The organism is Kitasatospora sp. NPDC042419 (genome assembly GCF_056437345.1).
Map to the genome: position 1 here is coordinate 359,855 of NZ_JBWKAW010000004.1, position 18,539 is coordinate 378,393.

At 76.4% G+C, this 18,539-nt stretch carries 16 protein-coding genes; 13 read left to right on the plus strand and 3 right to left on the minus strand.

Going from position 1 to position 18,539, the window contains the following annotated elements:
- The first annotated feature begins 49 nt into the window (after positions 1 to 49).
- From AC067J_RS11445 to AC067J_RS11465, 5 genes are all read left to right on the plus strand, one after another.
- On the plus strand, positions 50 to 1,534 hold the full coding sequence (locus tag AC067J_RS11445) for an SWIM zinc finger family protein (RefSeq protein ID WP_478297928.1): 1,485 nt from the start codon (positions 50 to 52) through the stop codon (positions 1,532 to 1,534).
- On the plus strand, positions 1,531 to 4,314 hold the full coding sequence (locus tag AC067J_RS11450; protein WP_478297930.1) for a DUF7824 domain-containing protein: 2,784 nt from the start codon (positions 1,531 to 1,533) through the stop codon (positions 4,312 to 4,314). Before AC067J_RS11445 ends, AC067J_RS11450 begins: the two co-directional genes overlap by 4 nt.
- 187 nt (positions 4,315 to 4,501) lie before the next feature.
- On the plus strand, positions 4,502 to 5,071 hold the full coding sequence (locus AC067J_RS11455) for a TetR/AcrR family transcriptional regulator (protein ID WP_478297932.1): 570 nt from the start codon (positions 4,502 to 4,504) through the stop codon (positions 5,069 to 5,071).
- Positions 5,072 to 5,131: 60 nt separating this feature from the next.
- Positions 5,132 to 5,503 carry a PH domain-containing protein gene (locus tag AC067J_RS11460; RefSeq protein WP_478297934.1) on the plus strand — a complete coding sequence of 124 codons (372 nt, stop codon included), beginning with the start codon at positions 5,132 to 5,134 and terminating at the stop codon, positions 5,501 to 5,503.
- Between the two features lie 211 nt (positions 5,504 to 5,714).
- Positions 5,715 to 6,662, plus strand: a complete 948-nt coding sequence (locus AC067J_RS11465) for a DUF389 domain-containing protein (RefSeq protein WP_478297936.1) — start codon at positions 5,715 to 5,717, stop codon at positions 6,660 to 6,662.
- 219 nt (positions 6,663 to 6,881) lie between these two features.
- Here the strand turns inward: AC067J_RS11465 and AC067J_RS11470 are convergent, their stop codons facing one another.
- The 3 genes from AC067J_RS11470 to AC067J_RS11480 form a co-directional block, all read right to left on the minus strand.
- Entirely contained in the window at positions 6,882 to 8,093 is a 1,212-nt protein-coding gene (locus AC067J_RS11470; protein ID WP_478298184.1) for an MBL fold metallo-hydrolase, read from the minus strand.
- A 347-nt stretch (positions 8,094 to 8,440) separates the two neighbouring features.
- Complete coding sequence (locus AC067J_RS11475; protein ID WP_478297938.1) at positions 8,441 to 8,893, minus strand: MaoC family dehydratase; 453 nt, start codon at positions 8,891 to 8,893, stop codon at positions 8,441 to 8,443.
- A gap of 216 nt (positions 8,894 to 9,109) precedes the next feature.
- Entirely contained in the window at positions 9,110 to 9,541 is a 432-nt protein-coding gene (locus tag AC067J_RS11480; protein ID WP_327682920.1) for a pyridoxamine 5'-phosphate oxidase family protein, read from the minus strand.
- 248 nt (positions 9,542 to 9,789) lie between these two features.
- Between AC067J_RS11480 and AC067J_RS11485 the strand changes: the two genes are divergently transcribed.
- The 8 genes from AC067J_RS11485 to AC067J_RS11520 all read left to right on the plus strand — a co-directional run bounded on the left by AC067J_RS11485 (position 9,790) and on the right by AC067J_RS11520 (position 18,528).
- On the plus strand, positions 9,790 to 10,740 hold the full coding sequence (locus AC067J_RS11485) for a hypothetical protein (protein ID WP_478297940.1): 951 nt from the start codon (positions 9,790 to 9,792) through the stop codon (positions 10,738 to 10,740).
- A 192-nt stretch (positions 10,741 to 10,932) separates the two neighbouring features.
- Positions 10,933 to 11,502, plus strand: a complete 570-nt coding sequence (locus AC067J_RS11490) for a hypothetical protein (RefSeq protein WP_478297942.1) — start codon at positions 10,933 to 10,935, stop codon at positions 11,500 to 11,502.
- Positions 11,503 to 11,615: 113 nt separating this feature from the next.
- Complete coding sequence (locus AC067J_RS11495; protein WP_478297943.1) at positions 11,616 to 12,434, plus strand: hypothetical protein; 819 nt, start codon at positions 11,616 to 11,618, stop codon at positions 12,432 to 12,434.
- Positions 12,435 to 12,492: 58 nt separating this feature from the next.
- Positions 12,493 to 13,437, plus strand: a complete 945-nt coding sequence (locus tag AC067J_RS11500) for an SAF domain-containing protein (RefSeq protein ID WP_478297945.1) — start codon at positions 12,493 to 12,495, stop codon at positions 13,435 to 13,437.
- A gap of 1 nt (position 13,438) precedes the next feature.
- Positions 13,439 to 14,899, plus strand: coding sequence for a CpaE-like family protein (locus AC067J_RS11505; RefSeq protein WP_478297947.1), 1,461 nt, complete (start codon positions 13,439 to 13,441; stop codon positions 14,897 to 14,899).
- Positions 14,889 to 16,544, plus strand: a complete 1,656-nt coding sequence (locus tag AC067J_RS11510; protein ID WP_478297949.1) for a CpaF family protein — start codon at positions 14,889 to 14,891, stop codon at positions 16,542 to 16,544. Before AC067J_RS11505 ends, AC067J_RS11510 begins: the two co-directional genes overlap by 11 nt.
- Positions 16,541 to 17,653 carry a type II secretion system F family protein gene (locus AC067J_RS11515; RefSeq protein WP_478297951.1) on the plus strand — a complete coding sequence of 371 codons (1,113 nt, stop codon included), beginning with the start codon at positions 16,541 to 16,543 and terminating at the stop codon, positions 17,651 to 17,653. The genes AC067J_RS11510 and AC067J_RS11515 overlap by 4 nt, the downstream gene beginning before the upstream one ends.
- A complete protein-coding gene (locus AC067J_RS11520) occupies positions 17,650 to 18,528 on the plus strand; it encodes a type II secretion system F family protein (protein WP_478297953.1) in 879 nt (292 codons plus the stop codon). The genes AC067J_RS11515 and AC067J_RS11520 overlap by 4 nt, the downstream gene beginning before the upstream one ends.
- The last annotated feature ends 11 nt before the right edge of the window (positions 18,529 to 18,539 follow it).

Below are 18,539 nucleotides of genomic sequence, written 5' to 3' on the forward strand. Positions count from 1 at the left end.
GGAGGAGCGTACCGGCCGACTGTCAGTGCCCTGACCTAACGTGTTCGGCATGTCGCAATCCGCACACGCGTACGCCTATCTGCGCCCGTCCGCCGTCCTCGACGGTGCGGCCGGCCGGCGCCTCGCCCTGGAGACCTCCGGCGGCACCACCCCGCTCGGGGCGGCCGCCCACCCCCGTTTCTTCACGGGCTTCCTGGCCGAGCCCGCGCCGGCCGCCGCCGCGCTGCTCGCGGTCGCCGACGTCGCCGCGGCCCGCTACTACCAGCCGCAGCTGCGCGCCTCGCTCGACCCGGTGGTCACCGCCAACGGCGACCGGCTCCGGTTCGAGTCCTTCTCCGGCTGCTGCGGTGTCTACGCCCGCCTCGACGTGCTCGCCGCCGGCCTGGACGGCGACGAGATCGGCCACGGCACCACCAACGTCGACGTCAACAACCCGCTGCGCGAGGCGCTCTCCCGGATCGGCCGGGCCGAGCCGCTGCACCTCGCCGTCGGACCGGACGCCCTGGAGGTCACCACCTTCGACGGGCCGGTCGTCGAGAAGAAGGTCCCGCTGCCGGAGCGCTGGCTGCGCGGCTTCGCCGAGACGCAGGTCACCGCCGCCGGGTTCGACCTGCGGGCCGAGCTGCCCGCCGCCGAGGCGGTCCGCTTCCTGCGCTCGCTGCCGCGCGGCGGCAGCGCCGGCGGCGGCCGGGCCGGGGCCCGGACGGCCCAGTGGGTGGTGCCGGCCGGGCGGACGCTCCGCCCGACCACCCGGCCGGTGCCCGGCGCGGTCTGCCTGCCCGGCCCCGAGCGGCTGGCCGCGCTCCAGCGGGTGCTGCGGCACGCGCTGGCCCTGCGGGTCTACGGGCCGGTCGCGGGCGACGGCCCGGCCGCCTCCGCCTGGGAGGTGGTGCTCCCGGGGATGCGACTGACGCTCACCCTCTCGCCGGACGCCTCCCGGGGCTTCTCCGGCGAGGGCGGGGTGCTCGGCGCGCTGGCCACCGACACCGCCGAGCCGGACGCCGAGCTGGTCGCGGCGCTGCTCGCCTGGGAGCCGCGGATCGAGGTCGCCGAGCTGGCCGAGCAGGCCGGGCTCACCCCGGCCCGGGTGCGCGCCGCGCTCACCCGGCTCGGCACCGGCGGGCAGATCGGCTACGACGCCGCCGAGGCCGCCTACTTCCACCGCCAGCTGCCGTACGACGCAGGGCGGGCCGAGGATCGCAACCCGCGGCTGCGGGCCGCGCGCGCCCTGGTGGCGGCCGGGGCGGTCCGGCTGGAGGAGGGCGGCGGGCTCGCCACCGTCACGGTGGACGACCACATCCAGCGGGTGCGGACGGACGCGGCGGGTGCGGTCGGCTGCACCTGCCTCTGGTGGGCCAAGTACCGCGGCGGGCGCGGGCCGTGCAAGCACGTCCTGGCGGTCGGGATGGTCCGGGAGGAGGTCCTCCGGGGCGGTGCGGTGCAGGTCGGGTCGGGGCTGGGTGGTGCGGTGCACGGCGGTGCGGTGCAGGTCGGGTCGGGTCGGGACGGGATGCTTCGGGAGGGGACGCGATGAGTGCGACGGGCGGGACGGGCACGATGGGCGGCGCGCGCGCCACAGCCGGTACGGGCACCGCGGAGGACGTGTCGGCTGCCCAGGGTGTGCCGGGCAAGGTCGAGGCGCTGCTCGCGGCGGTCCGCGAGGGGCGGGTGCCGCAGGTGCCGGCACTGGTCGCCGCGCTCGGCCCGGCCGAGCGGCGGGCCTGTGTCCCGGTGCTCAGGGAGCTGCGCAAGGAGGCCCGCGGCGACTGGTCCAGGGAGGCCGGCCAGCGGATGGGCGCGCTGCTGGTCGCCGGGGCGGGCTGCCACCTCGGCGCGGCCGGCGCCGCCACCTGGATCGGCGGGCGGGACTTCGCCGGCCGCTCCTGGGCCCGGCACCCCGCGCTCGGCCTGGTGGTGGAGGCCCAGCCGGAGGAGTGGCAGATCGAGGTGGTCGGCCGGCTCGCCGCCAAGCGCGGAAGCGGCTGGAACTGGGACCTCTACCCGCTGATCGAGCGGGTGGTGCGGCGGACGGGCTGCCGGGTGCCGGCCTCCGACGACTTCACCGCCGAGTGGCTGCGCTCGGCCGCCGGCGCCGACCGCGGCCCGCGGGGCACCGCCGACACCCTGCTGGAGCGCCTGCGGGCGGACACCTTCACGCCGGTGCTGCTGCCGCGGGTGTTCGAGCTCGACGAGGTCGGCTGGCCGCTCGACTCCCGGTACAGCACCCGGCCGGGCGACTCCTGGCCGGAGGCGATCGCCGGGCTGGCGGGCGGCCCGGAGTTCGACCGCGCCGATCTGGTGGACCTCTGCGTGGCCAGGCTGGTCCGCGGTGGCCGGCCGGCGGACCAGAAGGCCTTCCTCGCCGTGCTGACCGCCCTCGCGCCCACGCCGGCCGAGTACGCCTCCCGGGTCCGCGACCTGGTCGCGATGCTGGACGGGCTCTCGACGGTGGCCGGCCACGCCCAGCAGGTGCTCACCGGACTGGACGAGGCCGGGCTGGTCGAGTCCGAGGTGCTCACCGAGGCCTCGGCGGTGGTGCTGTTCCGCAGCGAGAAGAAGCTGGTCCGCGCCCAGCTGGCCTGGCTGGAGCAGGCCGCCCGGCGCTCGCCGGACCGCTCCGGTCCGGTGGTGCTGGCCGCCGCCGAGGCCTTCGGCCACCCCGACACGGTGATCCAGGAGCGCGCGCTCAACGTGGTGGCCCGCCGGCTCAAGGCGGCCGGCGAGGCCGTCCTGCCCGAGCTGCGGCTCGCCGCCGCGGGGCTCAACCCCGCCCACCACGCCCGGGCCGGCGAACTGTTCGGCGAGCCGGTGGGCGGCGGCGAGGACGACGACACCGCGTGGAGCGAGCTGCTCCCGCCGGTGCCGGTGCCGGCCCCGCTCGGCGATCCGCTCGCCACCCCGGCGGAGGTCGCCGAGGAGCTGGCGGTGCTGCTGGCCTCGGGCCGGCCGGGCGTCGCCGTCTTCGAGCTGGTCCTGGACGGCCTGGTGCGGCACGCCCACCGGGACCGGGCGGCCCTGGCCGGGGCACTGGAGCCGGTGCTGCGGGCGAACCCGTGGCGCGAGGCCGGCCGGTGGCACGACTGCGGCCCGGGCGACGTGCTGTACGTCGCGGCGGCCGTCGCCGGGCTGGTCGACCCGCACCGGCGCGGCTCCGTGTTCCGCGACAAGGGCCGGCACCCGCTGCGCGGCGACCGCCAAACCGTGTACGGCGACGTGTTCGCCGCCCGGCTCACCGAGGCGGCCGAGCGGGTCACCGCCGACCGCCCGCCGCTGCTGCTCGCCACCCCGACCGATGCGACCGGCACGGTCGCGGCGGCCGCGCTGGTGGAGCGCCTGGCCGCCTACGAGGCGGCCGGTGCCGCGGTCGGGAAGGCCGACCTGAGCGCCGCGCTGCTGCGGGTCGCCCCGACGACCGAGGCGGCCGTCCTGGCGGCGGCCGACCGGCTGTCCTCGCCCGCCGGCCGCTGGGCGGCCCGGTGGCTGCGCGAGGGCGGTGTGCCGGCGCAGCCCTCGGCCCGGGTGGTCTTCGCGCCCGGCCCCGAGTCCCGGGTCGGGCAGCGCTACTGGGACCGCTGGTGGGAGGTGGTGAAGCGGGTCGCGGTCACCCAGACCGGCAGCGGGGGCGGTCCGGCCGGCCCGGCGGGCGAGCGGTTGGAGGCCGAGTTCTGGGCGCTGCTGGACGGCACCGAGCCGACCGTGGACCGGGCCCGCAAGCAGAACGAGTGGATCTGGGAGCCCAGCCCGCACTGGGCCGCGATGCTCCCGCACCACCGCGAGGAGCAGGCGGCCCGCTGGCTCGACTGGTTCGCCGACTCCGCCGACCGCGAGCGGCGCGGCGCGGGCGGGATGCTCGTGGTGCTGGCCGAGGGCGGCGGCCCGGCCGGGCTCTCGCTCCACCTCGCCGTCGCCTACGGCCTCGGGGCCCGGTACCCCGAGGACCGCACGGCGGCGGTGGACGCGCTGCTGGTCCTCGCCGCCCGGGGCGACCTGGACGGCGCCCTGCTCGGCAGCGAGCTGGGCGAGCTGGTCACCCTCGGGACGGTGAAGCCCAACCGGCTGGCCCACGCCCTCGCCACCACGGCCGACACCGGCGCCTACGGCACCGTCTGGTCGGTGCTGGCCACGGCCCTGCCCGCCCTCCTCGGCGGCGAGGCGCTGCGCGGCACGGCCGACGTGCTGGCGGTGGCGGCGGACGCCGCGCGCCGCTGCGGCGCCCGTGGCGAGGTGGCGGGCGTGGCGGAGGTGGCGGGCCGGCCGGGGGCCGGCCGGCTGGTGAAGCAGGCCCGGCTCCTGCGGGAGGTGCTGGCCGGCTGAGGTGGCGCGGTGCCGTGGAGCCGAGGGGCGGGGCAGAGCGGGGCGGGTGGGGCGGAGTGGGGTGAGGCGGTGGGCGAGGCGGCCGGGCGGGGTGGTCGGGCGAAGTGGTCGGGCGAAGTGGTCGGGCCGACAGGTTTGAGAACGCTCGTTCTTGACTGGTCGTTCTTTAACTCCTAGAGTCGTCGCCATGGGAAGACCACGCGCCTTCGACGAGGACCAAGCCGTACAGGCGGCGGCCGAGCTGTTCGCCCTCCGGGGCTACGAGGGGACCTCGGTGGACGACCTGGTCACCGGCCTCGGAGTCCACCGGGGCAGCCTCTACAAGGTGTTCGGCAGCAAACGCGGCCTCTACCTGGCCGCGCTGCGCCGCCACCTCGACCAGGAGGTGCTGCCCCTCGCGGCAGCACTCGGGGCGGCCGGGGGCCTGTCCGCGCTGCTGGCGCAGGCGGCCGCCGCGTTCGACGGCGGACCGGCCAGCGGACTGCTGCTGTCGGCCGCCGTCGAACGGGCCGGGCGCGATCCGGAGGTCGGCGCGCTCGTCGCCGAGGGCCTGGCCGCACTCGACACCGCGATCGCCCGGGTGGCCGGGCCCGCTGCCGGCGGGGGTGACGCCGCCGGCGGGGACGACGGGGCCGGTGCCGCCGGAGTGCTCGCGGCGACCGTGCTCGGCCTGCGGCTGCGGGCCCGCGCGGGTGTCGGCGGACCGTCGGGAGCGTCGCTCCGGGCCTTCGCCGACCGGGTCGGCCCGAACGGCTGAGCACGTCCCCACCCGGGTCACACAGGACATCGTTCGACCATCAGCAGGAGGAACAGTTCCATGGCTCATGTCAGCGTCACCGACCACACCCTCGTCGTCGAGATCGAGGGTCTCGACCGGCTCTGGGCGATCAGGAGCCGGATCGAGATCCCGCTCGGCAACGTCCGGGGCGCCACCGTCGACCCCGGGATCTTCCGCGAACCCAAGGGCATCCGGGTCGGCGGTACGCACTTCCCGGGGCTGATCACCGCCGGGACGTTCCGCTCGGGCGGCGAGTGGGTGTTCTGGGACGTCAAGAACCCGGAGAAGGCGGTGGTGATCGAGCTCGTCGACGAGCGGTACAGCCGACTGGTGATCGAGGTCGCCGACCCGCGCGCCACCGTCGACCTCGTCGAGCTGGCCAAGCGGCCCGCCGACGACCGGTCCCACTGACGCCCGGTCCCGTTGACGCCCGGTCCCGCTGACGGCGAGGCCCACTGACGGCGGGACCGTCCAGCCGGGCACACCGCCCCGCCTGACGGCCCGCCTGGTCCCGTCCGGTGATCCGCCCCGCCCCGCCCCGCTTGACGGCCCGACAGGCCGCGGGCGGGGCGGCCGTCTAAGGTGGGCTGGCCTCCCGCCGCCGCACCCGCCCGGAGCATCCGTGCTGCACCTGCGCCTGATCGTCCCCGTCGACCTGCGCGACACCGTCCTGACGCGCCTGGACGGCTGCGTGGGCGTGACCCACGTGGTGCTGCTCCCCGGCGCCGCCGTCCGGCCGTCCGGGGACGTGGTGCTCTGCGACGTGGCGCGCGAGTCGGCGGACGAGGTGCTCGGCGAACTGCGCGCGACGGGCCTGCCCGAGCGCGGGGCGATCGACGTCGAGGAGATCGAGCTGACCATCTCGGCGGCGGCCGACGAGGCGGAGCGGCTCGCGCCCGGCGAGGGAGCGGACGCGCTGGTCTGGGAGGCGGTCTCCGAGATCACCCACGAGGAGTCCACGCTCACCGGCGTCTACCTGGCCTTCCTCACCGTGGCGACGATGCTGGCGGCCTGCGGCGCGGTGCTGGACAGCGCGATCCTGGTGGTCGGGGCGATGGCGGTCGGGCCGGAGTTCGGGCCGCTCGCCGGGCTCTGCGTGGCGGTGGTGCAGCGGCGGGCACGGCCCGCCCTGCGCTCGCTGAACGCGCTGGTGGCGGGGTTCGCGGTGGCGATGGCGCTGACCGTCGGTTTCTCGCTGCTGATGGACGGGCTGGGGATGTTCAGCCACGAGCGGTTCGACGCGGCGCGGCCCAACACCTCGTTCATCTGGCAGCCGGACGCGACCTCGTTCGTGGTGGCGTTCCTGGCGGGCATCGCCGGGCTGCTCTCGCTGACCTCGGCCAAGGCCGGGATGCTGGTCGGCGTGGCGATCTCGGTGACCACCGTGCCGGCCGCCGCCAACGCGGCGGTCGCGCTGGGGTACGGCGACTTCCGGCAGTTCTGGGGTTCCAGCCTGCAACTGCTGCTGAACATGCTCGGGATCGTGGTGGCGGGAGTGCTGACGCTGCTGGTGCAGCAGGGGGCCTGGCGGCGGATCCGCCGTCGGGCCGAGGAGGAGGCTTCGGCCTGACCGCCACCGTCGCCGGGGCCGGGGCCGCCCGCGCCGCACGGCAGGCGGGGCGCCCGGGGCGGCGGGGCCCGGTCGCGGGCCCGGGCCCGACGCTCACCTCGGCGCCGGGCCCCGCTCGTCCGTCCACCTGCCGGTACGGCTCGTCCGCTCGTCCGCTTGCCCGTCCATCCGCCCGTCCGCCCGTCCGTCCGCTTGCCCGTACGGCTCCCGTCGGAGGGCTCAGACCGGCACGCCGTCGTCCTCCGCGGCCTTCGGCCGGCCGCCGCGCCCGGCGGGCTTGCCGCTGCCGGCCGTTCCGCCGCCCGCCGCGCGGGCCGCGTCGTCCGGCACCACCAGCGACGCGCCGTCCTGCGGCAGGGCGGCCACCGCCCGCCACCAGAGCCGCAGGGTGGGCGGGTCGGCCGGCTCGAAGGGCTTGCCGGGGCGCGGCACCGCCAGTCGGGCGTCGAGCGCCCGGGCGGCGGCGACCACCCGCTCGGCGGGCTCCTCCCAGGGGTGCGGGGCCAGGTTGAAGGTGCACCAGTGGATGGGCAGCAGCAGGTCGCCGCCGAGGTCCAGGTGCGCCCGGACGCCCTCCTCGGGCGTCATGTGCACCTCGGGCCAGAAGTCGCTGTAGGCGCCGACCTGCATCATCGTCGCGTCGAAGGGTCCGAGCCGGCGGCCGATCTCGGCGAAGCCGGGGAAGTAGCCGGTGTCCCCGCTGTGGAAGACCCGGTGGCCGCCGCCGGCCACCACCCAGGACGCCCAGAGGAAGAGCGCGCTGGTGCGCGGCCCGCGGCTGCAGTAGTGCCGGGCGGGCGTGGCGGTCAGGGTGAGGCCGGCCACCTCGGCCGACTCCCACCAGTCCAGTTCGACGATCCGCTCGGCGGGCACCCCCCAGTGCTCCAGGTGGGCGCCGACGCCGAGCGGGACGGCGAACGTCGCGCCGGTGCCGATCAGCGCCCGGACGGTGCCCATGTCGAGGTGGTCGTAGTGGTCGTGGGAGACGACGACCACGTCCACCGGGCCGAGTTCGTCGAGCGGCAGCGGCACCGGGTGGAGCCGTTTCGGCCCGGTCCAGGCGAAGGGGGAGCAGCGTTCGCCCCAGACCGGGTCGAACAGGACCCGGCGGCCGTCCAGCTCGGCCAGCACGGTGGCGTGGCCGAGCCAGGTGAGCCGCAGGCCGGAGGCGGGCGGCGTGGCCAGGTCGACCGGGAGCAGCCGGTGCAGCGGCACGGTGGCGGCCGGCACCCGGCGGGTGCGGTCGGAGGTGAGCTGGGCGCGGGTGATCTCCAGCGGGCTCCGCTCGTACACCAGCCGGCGGGTGGGCACCGGATTTCGGAAGGCGCCGTCGGAGAACTGCGGCGAACGGTGGATCCGGGCCAGCCGCTCGCCGCGCGGCTCGGCTCCGAAGGCGTCCGCCCGGACCCGGTGCCAGGCCGCTCGGGGCAGCCCGGTGAGGCGGCCCGGGGGAGCGGTGAGGGTCGAGGCCAGGCCGGGGACACGGGTGTACCAGGGGGCGGCTGGGCGGGGCACGGCACCTCCAAGGACGGCTATGGATACCGGGCATGCCGGGGCGCGCACCGCCGGCGGTGGGACCGGTGCGGTACGACAACCATCTCGTCGGAGGTTACTCGTCGTCGGCTGTTCGGACCCGGCGAGGGGTCCGGCGCGCGCCGTTCGGCGTACCCGCCCGAGCGCCCACCCGTCCACTCACCGGACCGTCCGACGTCCGTCCGCCGGAGCACCCGCCCGGCGAGATCCGTGTACGGCCCGCGGACCGGGGGTTTCCCCGCGGATCAGGCGTAGAAACGGGTGATCGTCTCCGCGACGCAGTGCGGCTTGCTGCTCTCCGCGCTGGTGATGGTGAACCGGACCACCGCCTGCACGCCCCCGGCCACCTCGGTGGCGGAGACCAGCTCGGCCGTCGCCCGGATTGCCGTGCCGACCGGCAGCGGGGCCGGGAACCGGACCTTCTCCGAGCCGTAGTTGAGCGCCATCCGGACGCCCTCGACGCCGTAGCACTCCTTGGCCAGCACCGGGATCATCGACATCGTGAGGTAGCCGTGCGCGATGGTCGAGCCGAACCGGCTCTCCTTGGCCCGCTCCGGGTCGACGTGGATCCACTGGTGGTCGCCGGTGGCCTCGGCGAACAGGTCGATCCGGGCCTGGTCGACGGTGTGCCACCGGCTGGTGCCCAGCTCGGTGCCGACGGCGGCGGTCAGGTCGGCGAGGGAGGCGAAGGTCGTCACGGAGCGCTCCTGAGGGGCGGGCGGTGAGGGCGGGATCGAACCCGCGGAGCGGGACCGAACTCCGCAGAGTATGCCTACCCGCCGGTCACCTGTCAGCGGCCGTACCCGGTCCGCCCCGGCCGCCGGGCCCGCCGCGACCCGGGAACGCCGGGCTCGGGCCGCCCCGACCGGGGGCCGCCGGGACCCGGGCCCGCCGCGACCCGGGAACGCCGGGGCTCAGGAGCGCTGCACCGAGCGGCCGGCCGGGAGCAGCCGGCGCCCGCTGACCAGTTCGGGCACCAGCGAGACGAACAGCGGGTCCGGATCGCCGACCCACGGCCGCAGCCCGGAACGGAGCGCCCGGCGGACCTGCTCCGGCTCGCGCACCAGGTCCGCCCGGCCGTGCACCAGTACGCTCCAGCCGGTCCTGGTGACCGGGTCCAGCTGGTCGGCCTGGAAGGCGACGACCGTGCCGTCCAGGCAGCGCGCGGTGGCACTGTCCCGGCGCACCGCGAGCAGCAGGCGCCCGTCCCTGGTGACCTCGAAGGAGACCGGCAGCACGGCCGGCAGCGCGTGCTCGGTGTACACCACGCGTCCGACGGGCACGGTGCTCAGCAGCCGCAGGCACGCGGCCTCGCTCAGCGCCTCCAACTGGTCGTCACGGTCCATGGGTCCGATCGTCCCCCCGCCGCGGGCGGGCCGATAGGGCCCATGGTCCCTGAGCGACAGGGCCGGGAGCCCCGTCGGCCGGCGTGCGGGCGGTAGCCTGCCCGGCGGATGGCACCGGAACGCGCGGGGTGTGCCGCAGCGGGCGGGAGCCAGGAACATCGGCGAGCGGCGCGTGGCCGGGCAGCGGCGGACGGTGCGCGGCGGGCGGTCCCGGGACGGCCGGGGGCGGGCAGGAGGGGGCGGTGCGGATGGCAAGCGGAGTCGATCTCGTGGTGATCGGGGCGGACGGCGGGCCGGACCGCGGCTTCGGCGGCTCGGCACAGGCGGCGGAGGGCGCCCGGCTGCTGGCCGGCGTCCTGCCGGGGATGTGCTTCGACGCCGGGGCGGCCGGCAGCAGGGTCACCGTGGTGGAGCCCGGCGCGGACGCCAACACCATGCTGACGGCCGTCCGGGAGGCGGCCGCCCGCCCGGGCCGGTGGCTGCTGGTCTGCCTGGTCGGCCAGCTGGTCGCGGACCCGCGCGGGCGGCGGCTCGCCCTGGTGACCGGCGGCTCCACCGCCGACAACGCCTACCGGCGCGGGCTGGCCTGGGATTGGGTGGTCAGCGCGATGGTGCACGGCGACCAGGAGGAGGCGCTGCTGCTGGTCGACGCGGTCGTCGACAAGGACACCTGGACCGCGCTGGAGCGCGGCGGCGGCGAGGACGGTCTCGGCGAACTGCTCACCTATTCGAGGGTTCCGCTCTGGGGCCGGATCGGCCGCTACGCCCCCGGTCGCTACACGCCCGGCAGACGCGGCCGGGACGCCGTTCTGCCGGGTGGCGCGGGCTCGTTCAGCCAGGCGCTCACCACGGTGCTCCAGCAGGGCGTGCCGGGCGCGCCGGCCGCCGTCGGTCCGCTCGACCTCCAGCCGGCCGTCCACGCGCTGCTCGACGGCGGGTCGGGCGGCGGTGCCGGTGCGGGAGTGGGCGGCGGTGCCCCCGGCGCTCCCGCGGCCCCGGGCGTCCCCGGCGTCCCCGGTGCGCCCGCGAACCAGGCCGACGCTCCGGGTGTGCGCCTGCTCGTACCGCCCGAGGGCGGGCGCCTGTTGATGCGCAACCGGGCCGCAGTTCGGGGCGCATTGGCCGGATTGTCGCTTTCCGAAGAACTGTTGGCCCTTCTGTGGCGGGAAAGTGCCCCGACGGATCCGCCTTCCGCGTAAGGTCAGGGGGCCCCGGGTGTTGCCGTGAAGGCTTGGTTTGGCGAAGAATCGATGCCCTCGGGGGCAACACCGGCGGGACGGCGGAATTCTTTGGCGGCCACGGGCCACACACGTGGTCGGCTGCGATGAGGTGGGGCGATGCGGCAGCGCGGAAATGTGTTGCGCCCTGGGGCGGTTGGGGTCGGTGGGTTGGTGCTGGCGTTGCTGTTGAGCGCCTGCGCGAGCAGTGGTGGGGGCGGTTCCGTGGATCGTCTGGGGACCAGTGCGCCCACTGTTGCGGCGGTGACTCCGGTAACCCCTTCGGGTGGTTCGGCAAACGTCGGTAACGCGCCGACCGACGGACCCGAAGGAGCGGCTGCACAGGACGTCCTGAGTGCCTATCAGAACTGGTGGCAGGCCCAGGTCGAGGCCTACGGGCGGACGGATTCGGACGGTTCCCGACTGGAGACCTTCTCCTCGGGGAAGGCGCTCACCGACGCGCTGGTCAATCTCAAGCAACTCCACGAGGCCAAACTGGTGATGATCGGCGGACCGCGGAATTCACCGGTGGTGAAGGCCGTCGATCTGACCGCGGATCCGAACACCGCCGTGATCGAGGACTGCCTCGACGTGACGGGCTGGCACCAGGCCGACCCCGTCACACGCGCGGTAAAGGACCCGCCCGAGCGGCTCGCCCGGTACGTCGCGACCGTTTCCCTACGACAGTTCGAAACACGCTGGCTGATCCACGAGTTCAAGCGGGAGGTGCAACGGACATGCTGAAACCGGTACGGCGATTGATGGTCGGCACACCCTTGTTCGCCGGATTGCTGTTATCCCCTGCGGTGCCCGCGGCGGCGGAGTCGACCCCCACCGGGGGCGCTACCCGCTGCGAGGTGAACGCGATCTGCACGGGGGTCGAGGACCCGGGCACCAAGCCGACCCCCGGCGGCGGGGGCACGGGGGGCACCGGGGGGAGTTCGAGCGGGCCCCAGGTGTGCACGTACAACGGCCTGCCCTACGCGTGCAGTGATCCGGAGCTGGGCTGGTTCAGCTCGTCGACGGGCTGCTACTACCGGCTCCTCAGCCCGCAGCCGCCGGAGAGCGATCCCGTCTGGAAAGGGCACAAGCCCTCCGAGGGCTCGATCTACGACAAGAACTGCCGCGACCCCTTCGGCGGACAGAGTGCCCCCGAGGCCGAGTTCTTCGCCCAGGCGCCCGCCGGCCCCCCGCCGGACAACCCGGCCCAGCTGGCCCGGGAGGCCAGGGACCGGATCACCTTCCCGAAGCCGAAGCCCGGGGTCGCCCCCAAGGGCGACTCCGTGGTGGGCGCGCCGATCTGGCTCTGGCTGGCGAACCCGCAGGTGCCGGCGCCGGTGTCGGTCTCCGGCAACACCCTCACCGTCACCGTCACCCCGCGCCTGGACTGGGTGGAGTGGAAGTTCGGGGACGGGACGAAGGAGCGCTGCGCGGGGAAGTCCGCGGCCGGCACCCCGTACGACCCCAAGTACGGCGCCAACCCCTCGCCCACCTGCGGCCACGTCTTCAAGTCCGGCTCGGGCACCAAGAAGGACGGCCTGTTCCACGGCACCGTCACGGCCCAGTGGGTCGGCGTGGTCACCGTGACCGGGGGCACCCAGCGGGTCGACCCGATCGAGCTGCCGATGACCGAGGCCATCCAGTTCCGGGTGGCCGAGGTGCAGGTCCTCAACTAGCCGCCCAGGCGCGCACACCCAGCAACCCGACGAACGACGCGAGAGAGGCCGAAGCCCGGTGGAGAACCGTACCTTTGCCACGCCGGGGTCCGGCACGTCCGCCACGGCGACCGCGACCGCCGGGGCCGCGTCCGTGGCCGTGCCGGAGCAGGGGCGCGGCGCGCCGCGCACCCCCGGGCGGACGCTCGGCGCGCGGCGCCGGCGGCCCGCCGTGCTGGCGATGGCGGTGGCCCTGATAGCCGCCGGCGGGCTGGGCGGCGCCGTCCTGTACAACAGCACCGGCCAGCGCGTCGCGGTGCTCGCGCTGGCCCGCGACGTGCCGTGGGGGCAGACGGTGACCGCCGCCGACCTCGTGGTGGTGCGGATCGCCGGCGACCCGGCGCTCACCCCGCTGTCCGCGGCCGACCGGGACAAGGCGATCGGGATGCGGGCCACCACCGACCTCCACCGCGGCGGGCTGCTCACCAAGAAGGACCTGGCGCAGCCGCTCGTCCTCGGGCCGGACCAGCTCCTGGTCGGCGTCTCGGCCAAGCGCACCCAGCTGCCGGCCACCAAGCTCCAGCCCGGCATGCCGGTCTTCGTGGTGTACACGGCGGACGGCAACCGGGTCGAGTCGCTCGCCGCCACCGTGTTCACGGTCGGCCGGGTGGAGAGCGACGGCAGCCAGGTCTTCGACGCCGTGGTCGCCGAGGCGGACGCCAACCGGCTGGCCGTCTGGGTCGCCAGCGGCCGGATCCAGGTGATCGTGTCCCCGCGCCCCGCACCCGGGGCGGCTCCGTCCGGGGCGGCGCAGCCCGGCGCCACGGCACCCGGAGCACCCGTGTCCGGCGCTCCGGCGTCCGGCGCACCGGCGTCCGGCGCACCGGCGTCCGGCGCACCGGCACCCGGGGCGACGCCCTCGGGGGCGGCCGCGCCCGGGGCACGCCCCGCGACGCCCGCGCCGACGGGCGCGGCCCCCTCCGGCACCCCGGGCGGCGCACCGGCCGGGGCGGGTGGGGCCTGAGATGGCGGTCATCGCGGTGGTCGGCGGCCCGGGGGCACCCGGCGCGACCACGACGGCGCTGGCGCTGCTGCTGGCCTGGCCGCTGCAGCCCGGCCGCCGCGTCCTGCTCGTCGAGTGCGACCCGGACGGCGGCGCGGTCCTGGCCGGGGCCCTGGAGGGCCGGGTCGAGGCGGTGTACGGGCTGCGCAACCTCGCCATCGCCGACCGGCGCGGACTGCTCGCCCAGGCGCTCTGGGAGCAGCTGATCGACCTCTCTCCCGAGGGCAACGCCGAGCGCCTGCTGCTGCCCGGCCTCACCGACCCCGTCCAGGCCCCCGGGCTCGCCTACACCTGGGAACCGCTGATGGAGGTGCTGCACGGGCTGGAGCCGCAGGGCTACGACGTCCTCCTCGACCTCGGCCGCTCCGGGGCCACCGGCACCAGCGCGGTGCTGGCCCGCCGGGCCGACGTGGTGGCGGCCACCGTGCGGACCACCCTGCGCGGGCTGAGCGCCGCCCGGCCCCGGCTGGCCGCGCTCGCCGAGGACCTGGGCACGGCCGGTACCGGGGCGGACGCGCTGGGCCTGCTGCTGGTCGCCGAGGGCCCGTACTCGGGGGCGGAGGTGTCCCGGGAGTTCGGGCTGCCGGTGCTCGGGCTGCTGCCACACGCGCAGCGCACCGCCCGGGTGCTCTCGGACGGCGGGGACGTCACCGACCGCCGGTTCGTCCGCTCGGAGCTGATGCGGACCGCCCGTTCGGCGGCGGACGAGCTGCAGTTGACGGTCCGCCGGCGGCGCCAGCGGCTCGCGCCCGCCTCGTCGGCCGCCCAGCCCGCGCAGCTCGCCCCGGGCACGGACCGGGGCACGGACCGGGGTCCGGCCGCTTCGGGACCGTCGGGGGCCGCGTCCCCGGTGGCCGGGCCGGCCACCGGGGACGGAGCCGGGTCCGGGCCCGGGTACGAGTACGCGCCGCCGCGGGCGCCGCAGTCCGCTCAGCCGTACGGTCCCGTGCCGCCGGTGATCACCACCGGGCCGGTCGCGCCGCTCGCCGGGCTGGCACCGCAGCCCGCCGCGCCCGCGCCGTTCCCCGGGCACGGCGGGCCGCCCGGGGAACAGGCCCACCAGGCCCACCAGCCCCACCAGGCCCAGCAGGCCCAGCAGTTCGACGGCCGGCCGTACCCCGCGCAGCAGTACGGCGCCCAGCAGCACGCCGGCCAGTACCCGGCCCAGCAGCAGGCCCCGTACCAGGCGGCCCCGCAGTACGGCGCCCCGCAGCCGGCCCAGCAGCACGCCCAGCAGCACGCCGGCCAGTCGTACCCCGGCCGGCCCCAGCCGGGCCCCGGCCCAAGCGCCGGCCCCGCCCCCGCCCCCGGTCAGGGCCCGGACACGGGCGCGCCGGATCAGCCGCAGGGGCCCGCGCACCAGCCGTACGGCGCCGCGCCCCGGGACCATCTCGCCCAGACGGAGGTGCTCCGTGCGCGGTAGCCCCCTGCACCAGAAGCCGGCCGCCGACCCCGCCGCGCTGCCCTGGTCGACCCCCCTGCCCGGCCCCGTCACGCCCAACCCCGTCACCCCCGGCCCCGTCACGACCGGCCCGGTCGGCCCCGGTCCCGTCGCGCCCGGCCCCGTCGCCCCGGCCGGCCCGCAGTCCGGGCCGCCCGGCGCCCAGCAGGGCGGCGCCGCGACCGCCACCGCCGTCCCCTCCCAGCTGCCCTCGCTCGACCGGCGCGGCGCCGGCACCCGCCCCGCCGTCGACCCGCAGGTGGCGCGCGAGCTCAAGCGCCAGGTGGCCGCCGAGCTGCACCAGCAGATCACCCGGCTGACCGCCGGCTCCGGCACCGAACCGGACCGCGCCACCCGCCGCCAGCGCGGCCGCGCGCTGATCGAGGAGGCCGTCGCCCGCTGGTCCGACGCCTACGCGCAGACCCACGGCATCCCGCCCACCCGCGACCAGGACCGCGCGCTCGCCGAGGCCGTCTTCGACCTGCTCTTCCGGGCCGGCCGGCTCCAGCCGTACCTCGACGACCCGGAGATCGAGAACATCCTGATCAACGGCTGCGACGACGTCTGGGTCTCCCGGGTCCACCAGCCGCTGCGCCAGGTCCCGCCGGTGGCCGACAGCGACGCCGAACTCGTCGAACTGCTCCAGGACCTGGCCCGCCAGCACGGCGGCGGCGAGCGCTCCCTCTCCACCGCCAGCCCGACCCTCGCGCTGCGCCTGGAGGGCGGCATGCGCCTCCAGGCGCTCACCGAGGTCACCCCGCGCCCGTACGTGGCGATCCGCCGCCACCGGGTGGCGTCCGCGACGCTGCCCGAGATGGTCCGGCTCGGCACCGTGGACACCACGCTGGCCTCCTTCCTGGCCTCCGCCATCCGGGCCCGGAAGAACGTGATGATCACCGGCACCCAGGGCGTCGGCAAGACCAGCCTGCTGCGCGCGATGGCCGCCGAGATCCCGCCGGACGAGCGGATCGGCACCCTGGAGTCGGAGTTCGAACTCTGGCTGCACACCCTCGGCCACCTGCGCCAGGTCGTCCCGATGGAGGCCCGCGAGGGCAACGGCGAACGCGTCGAGGGCCGTTCGGCCGGCGAGTTGACCATCGGCGACCTGATCCCGGCCGCCCTGCGGATGACGCTCTCCCGGATCATCGTCGGCGAGGTCCGCTCCGGCGAGGTCGTCCCGATGCTGCGGGTCATGACCAACGGCGAGGGCGGCTCGATGTGCACCCTGCACGCCCGCGGTCCGCACATGGTCGTCGACCGCATCGCCGAACTCTGCCTGGAGTACGGCTCGCACATGACCGACGCGCTCGCCTACCGGCTCACCGCCAACGCGGTCGACCTCATCGTGCACGTGGCGATGGTCGACGAGACGCCCGTCGGCGGCCGCCGGCACCGCTTCGTCTCGCACGTCCTGGAGGTGACCGGCCTCGGCGAGAGCGGCCGGCCCGCGCTGAACACCGTGTTCGGCCCCCGCCCCGAGCTCGGCGAGCCGCGCGCCGTCCCGCACACCCCGCCGCAGTGCCTGGACGACCTGCGCCGGGCCGGCTTCGACGCGGCGCTGCTCGGCTCCCGGTACGGCAGTTGGGCCGCACCGCTCCAGCTCCGGATCGGCGGTGGCGCCCGATGATGCCGCTCTTCGTGCTCTGCGGCCTGCTCGTCACGGGCGGTCTGGTCACCCTGGTGCTCTGGGCCCGGGGCAGCGACCCGGCCGCCGCCCCGGACGGGGAGGAGGAGACCCGCAACCCGCTGGGCGGCCGACTCCACGTGTGGTGGTACGGCGCGCCCGGCACCGCCTCGGAGCGGATCGTCCGGCTGCGCCGGATCCAGCTGCCGATCGCCCTGGGCGGCGCGCCGCTCGGCTGGCTGTTCACCGGCATCCCGCTGGTCGCGCTGCTGGTGCCGCTGGCCGTCTTCGGCCTGCCCTGGCTGTTCGACACCACCCGCTCGGACACCGACCGGATCGAGCGCCTGGAGGCGCTCTCCGAATGGACCCAGCGGATCGCCGACGTGCTGCTGCTCGGTGTCGGCCTCAACCAGGCCATCGTCACCAGCCGTCGCACGGCGCCCGCCGCGATCGAGGCCGAGGTCGGTGAGCTGGCCGCCCGGCTGCAGGCCCGCTGGCGGCCCGAGGAGGCGCTGCGCGCCTTCGCCGACAGCATGGCCGACGCCACCGCCGACAAGGTGCTTGCCGCGCTGCTGCTGCGCTCCGGGGACAGCGGGCCGGGCCTGGCCCGGGCGCTCTCCGACATGGCGGAGTCGGTGCGCGAGGAGGTCCGCCAGCGGCGCACCATCGAGGCCGACCGGGCCAAGCACCGCACCACCATCCGCTGGCTGGTCGGCATCATCGTGCTGGTCGTCACGCTCGGCTCGTTCAACACCGAGTACACCCGCCCGTACAGCACCGTCCTCGGTCAGAGCGTGCTCGCCGTGGTCGCCGCGCTGTTCGTGGGGGTGATCGCCTGGATGCGGGCGCTGGCCGCGCATCCGCCCGTGCCGCGGCTGCTGGAGCTGGACCGGCGCAGCCGGACCGGCCGGGCCGTGCGGCGCGGGGGCGCCCCCGAGGAGGGGGCGGGCGGGACGGGCGGCCCCGGGGCGGACGGTCCCGGTGGTCCGGGAGGTGGCGCCGGTTCCTCAGGTGCCGCCGGTCGCAACACCGGTCATGACGCCGGTCGTGCCGCCGGTGGTGCCGCCGGTGGTGCCGACGGCGGGGCCCGACTGCTCGGGGAGGCACGATGATCTCCCCGTGGTCCGTCCTGGCGGGCGCCGCCGCGGCCGGCGGCATCGCCCTGCTGATCGCCGAACTCCGCCCGGCCCCGCCCGACCTGGGCCAGGCGCTGGACCGGCTGCACCGCACGCCCGCGGACCGGACCCCCGACCCGGAGGAGCGGCCGCGCTGGTTCGACCGGATCGGCGAGCGCTCGGTCAACCTGCGCGGGGTGCGCGTCCCCGAGCGCGACCTGGCGCTGATCGGCCGCACCCCGGCCCGGTTCATGGCGCACAAGCTGATGTTCGCGCTGATCGGCCTCGTCCTGCCGCCCTACCTGGTGGTGGCGGCGCTGCTGCTGGACATGAGCCTGCCGTTCGCGCTGCCGCTGCTGGTCGGCCCGTTGCTGGCCGGGCTGTTCTGGTTCGTCCCGGACGCCATCGTGCGCGGCGAGGCCAAGGAGGCCCGCGTCGAGTACCTGCACGGCGTCGCCGCCTACCTGGAGCTGGTCGCGATGGAGCGGGCCGCCGACCTCGGCCCGGCCGAGGCGCTGCGCCGGGCCGCGACGGTCGGCCGGGGCGCGGTGTTCCGGCGGATCAGGGACGCGCTGGACCGCGCCGCCACCGACCGGCTGCCGCCCTGGGCCGGACTGGACGCGCTGGCGGTCGAGTTGGGGCTGACCCCGCTGCAGGACGTGGCCGACATCATGCGACTCTCCGGCACCGACGGTGCCGCCGTGTACGACACACTGCGCGCCCGGGCCAAGGGCCTGCGCGGTGAACTGCTCGCCGAGGACCTCGCCCGCGCCAACTCCGACAGCGAGCGGATGGTCGCTCCGGGAGCCGCCCTGACCCTGCTGATGACCGTGCTGATCATCTACCCCGCGTTGCACAAGATGCTCAACTGAGGTACCAGCCA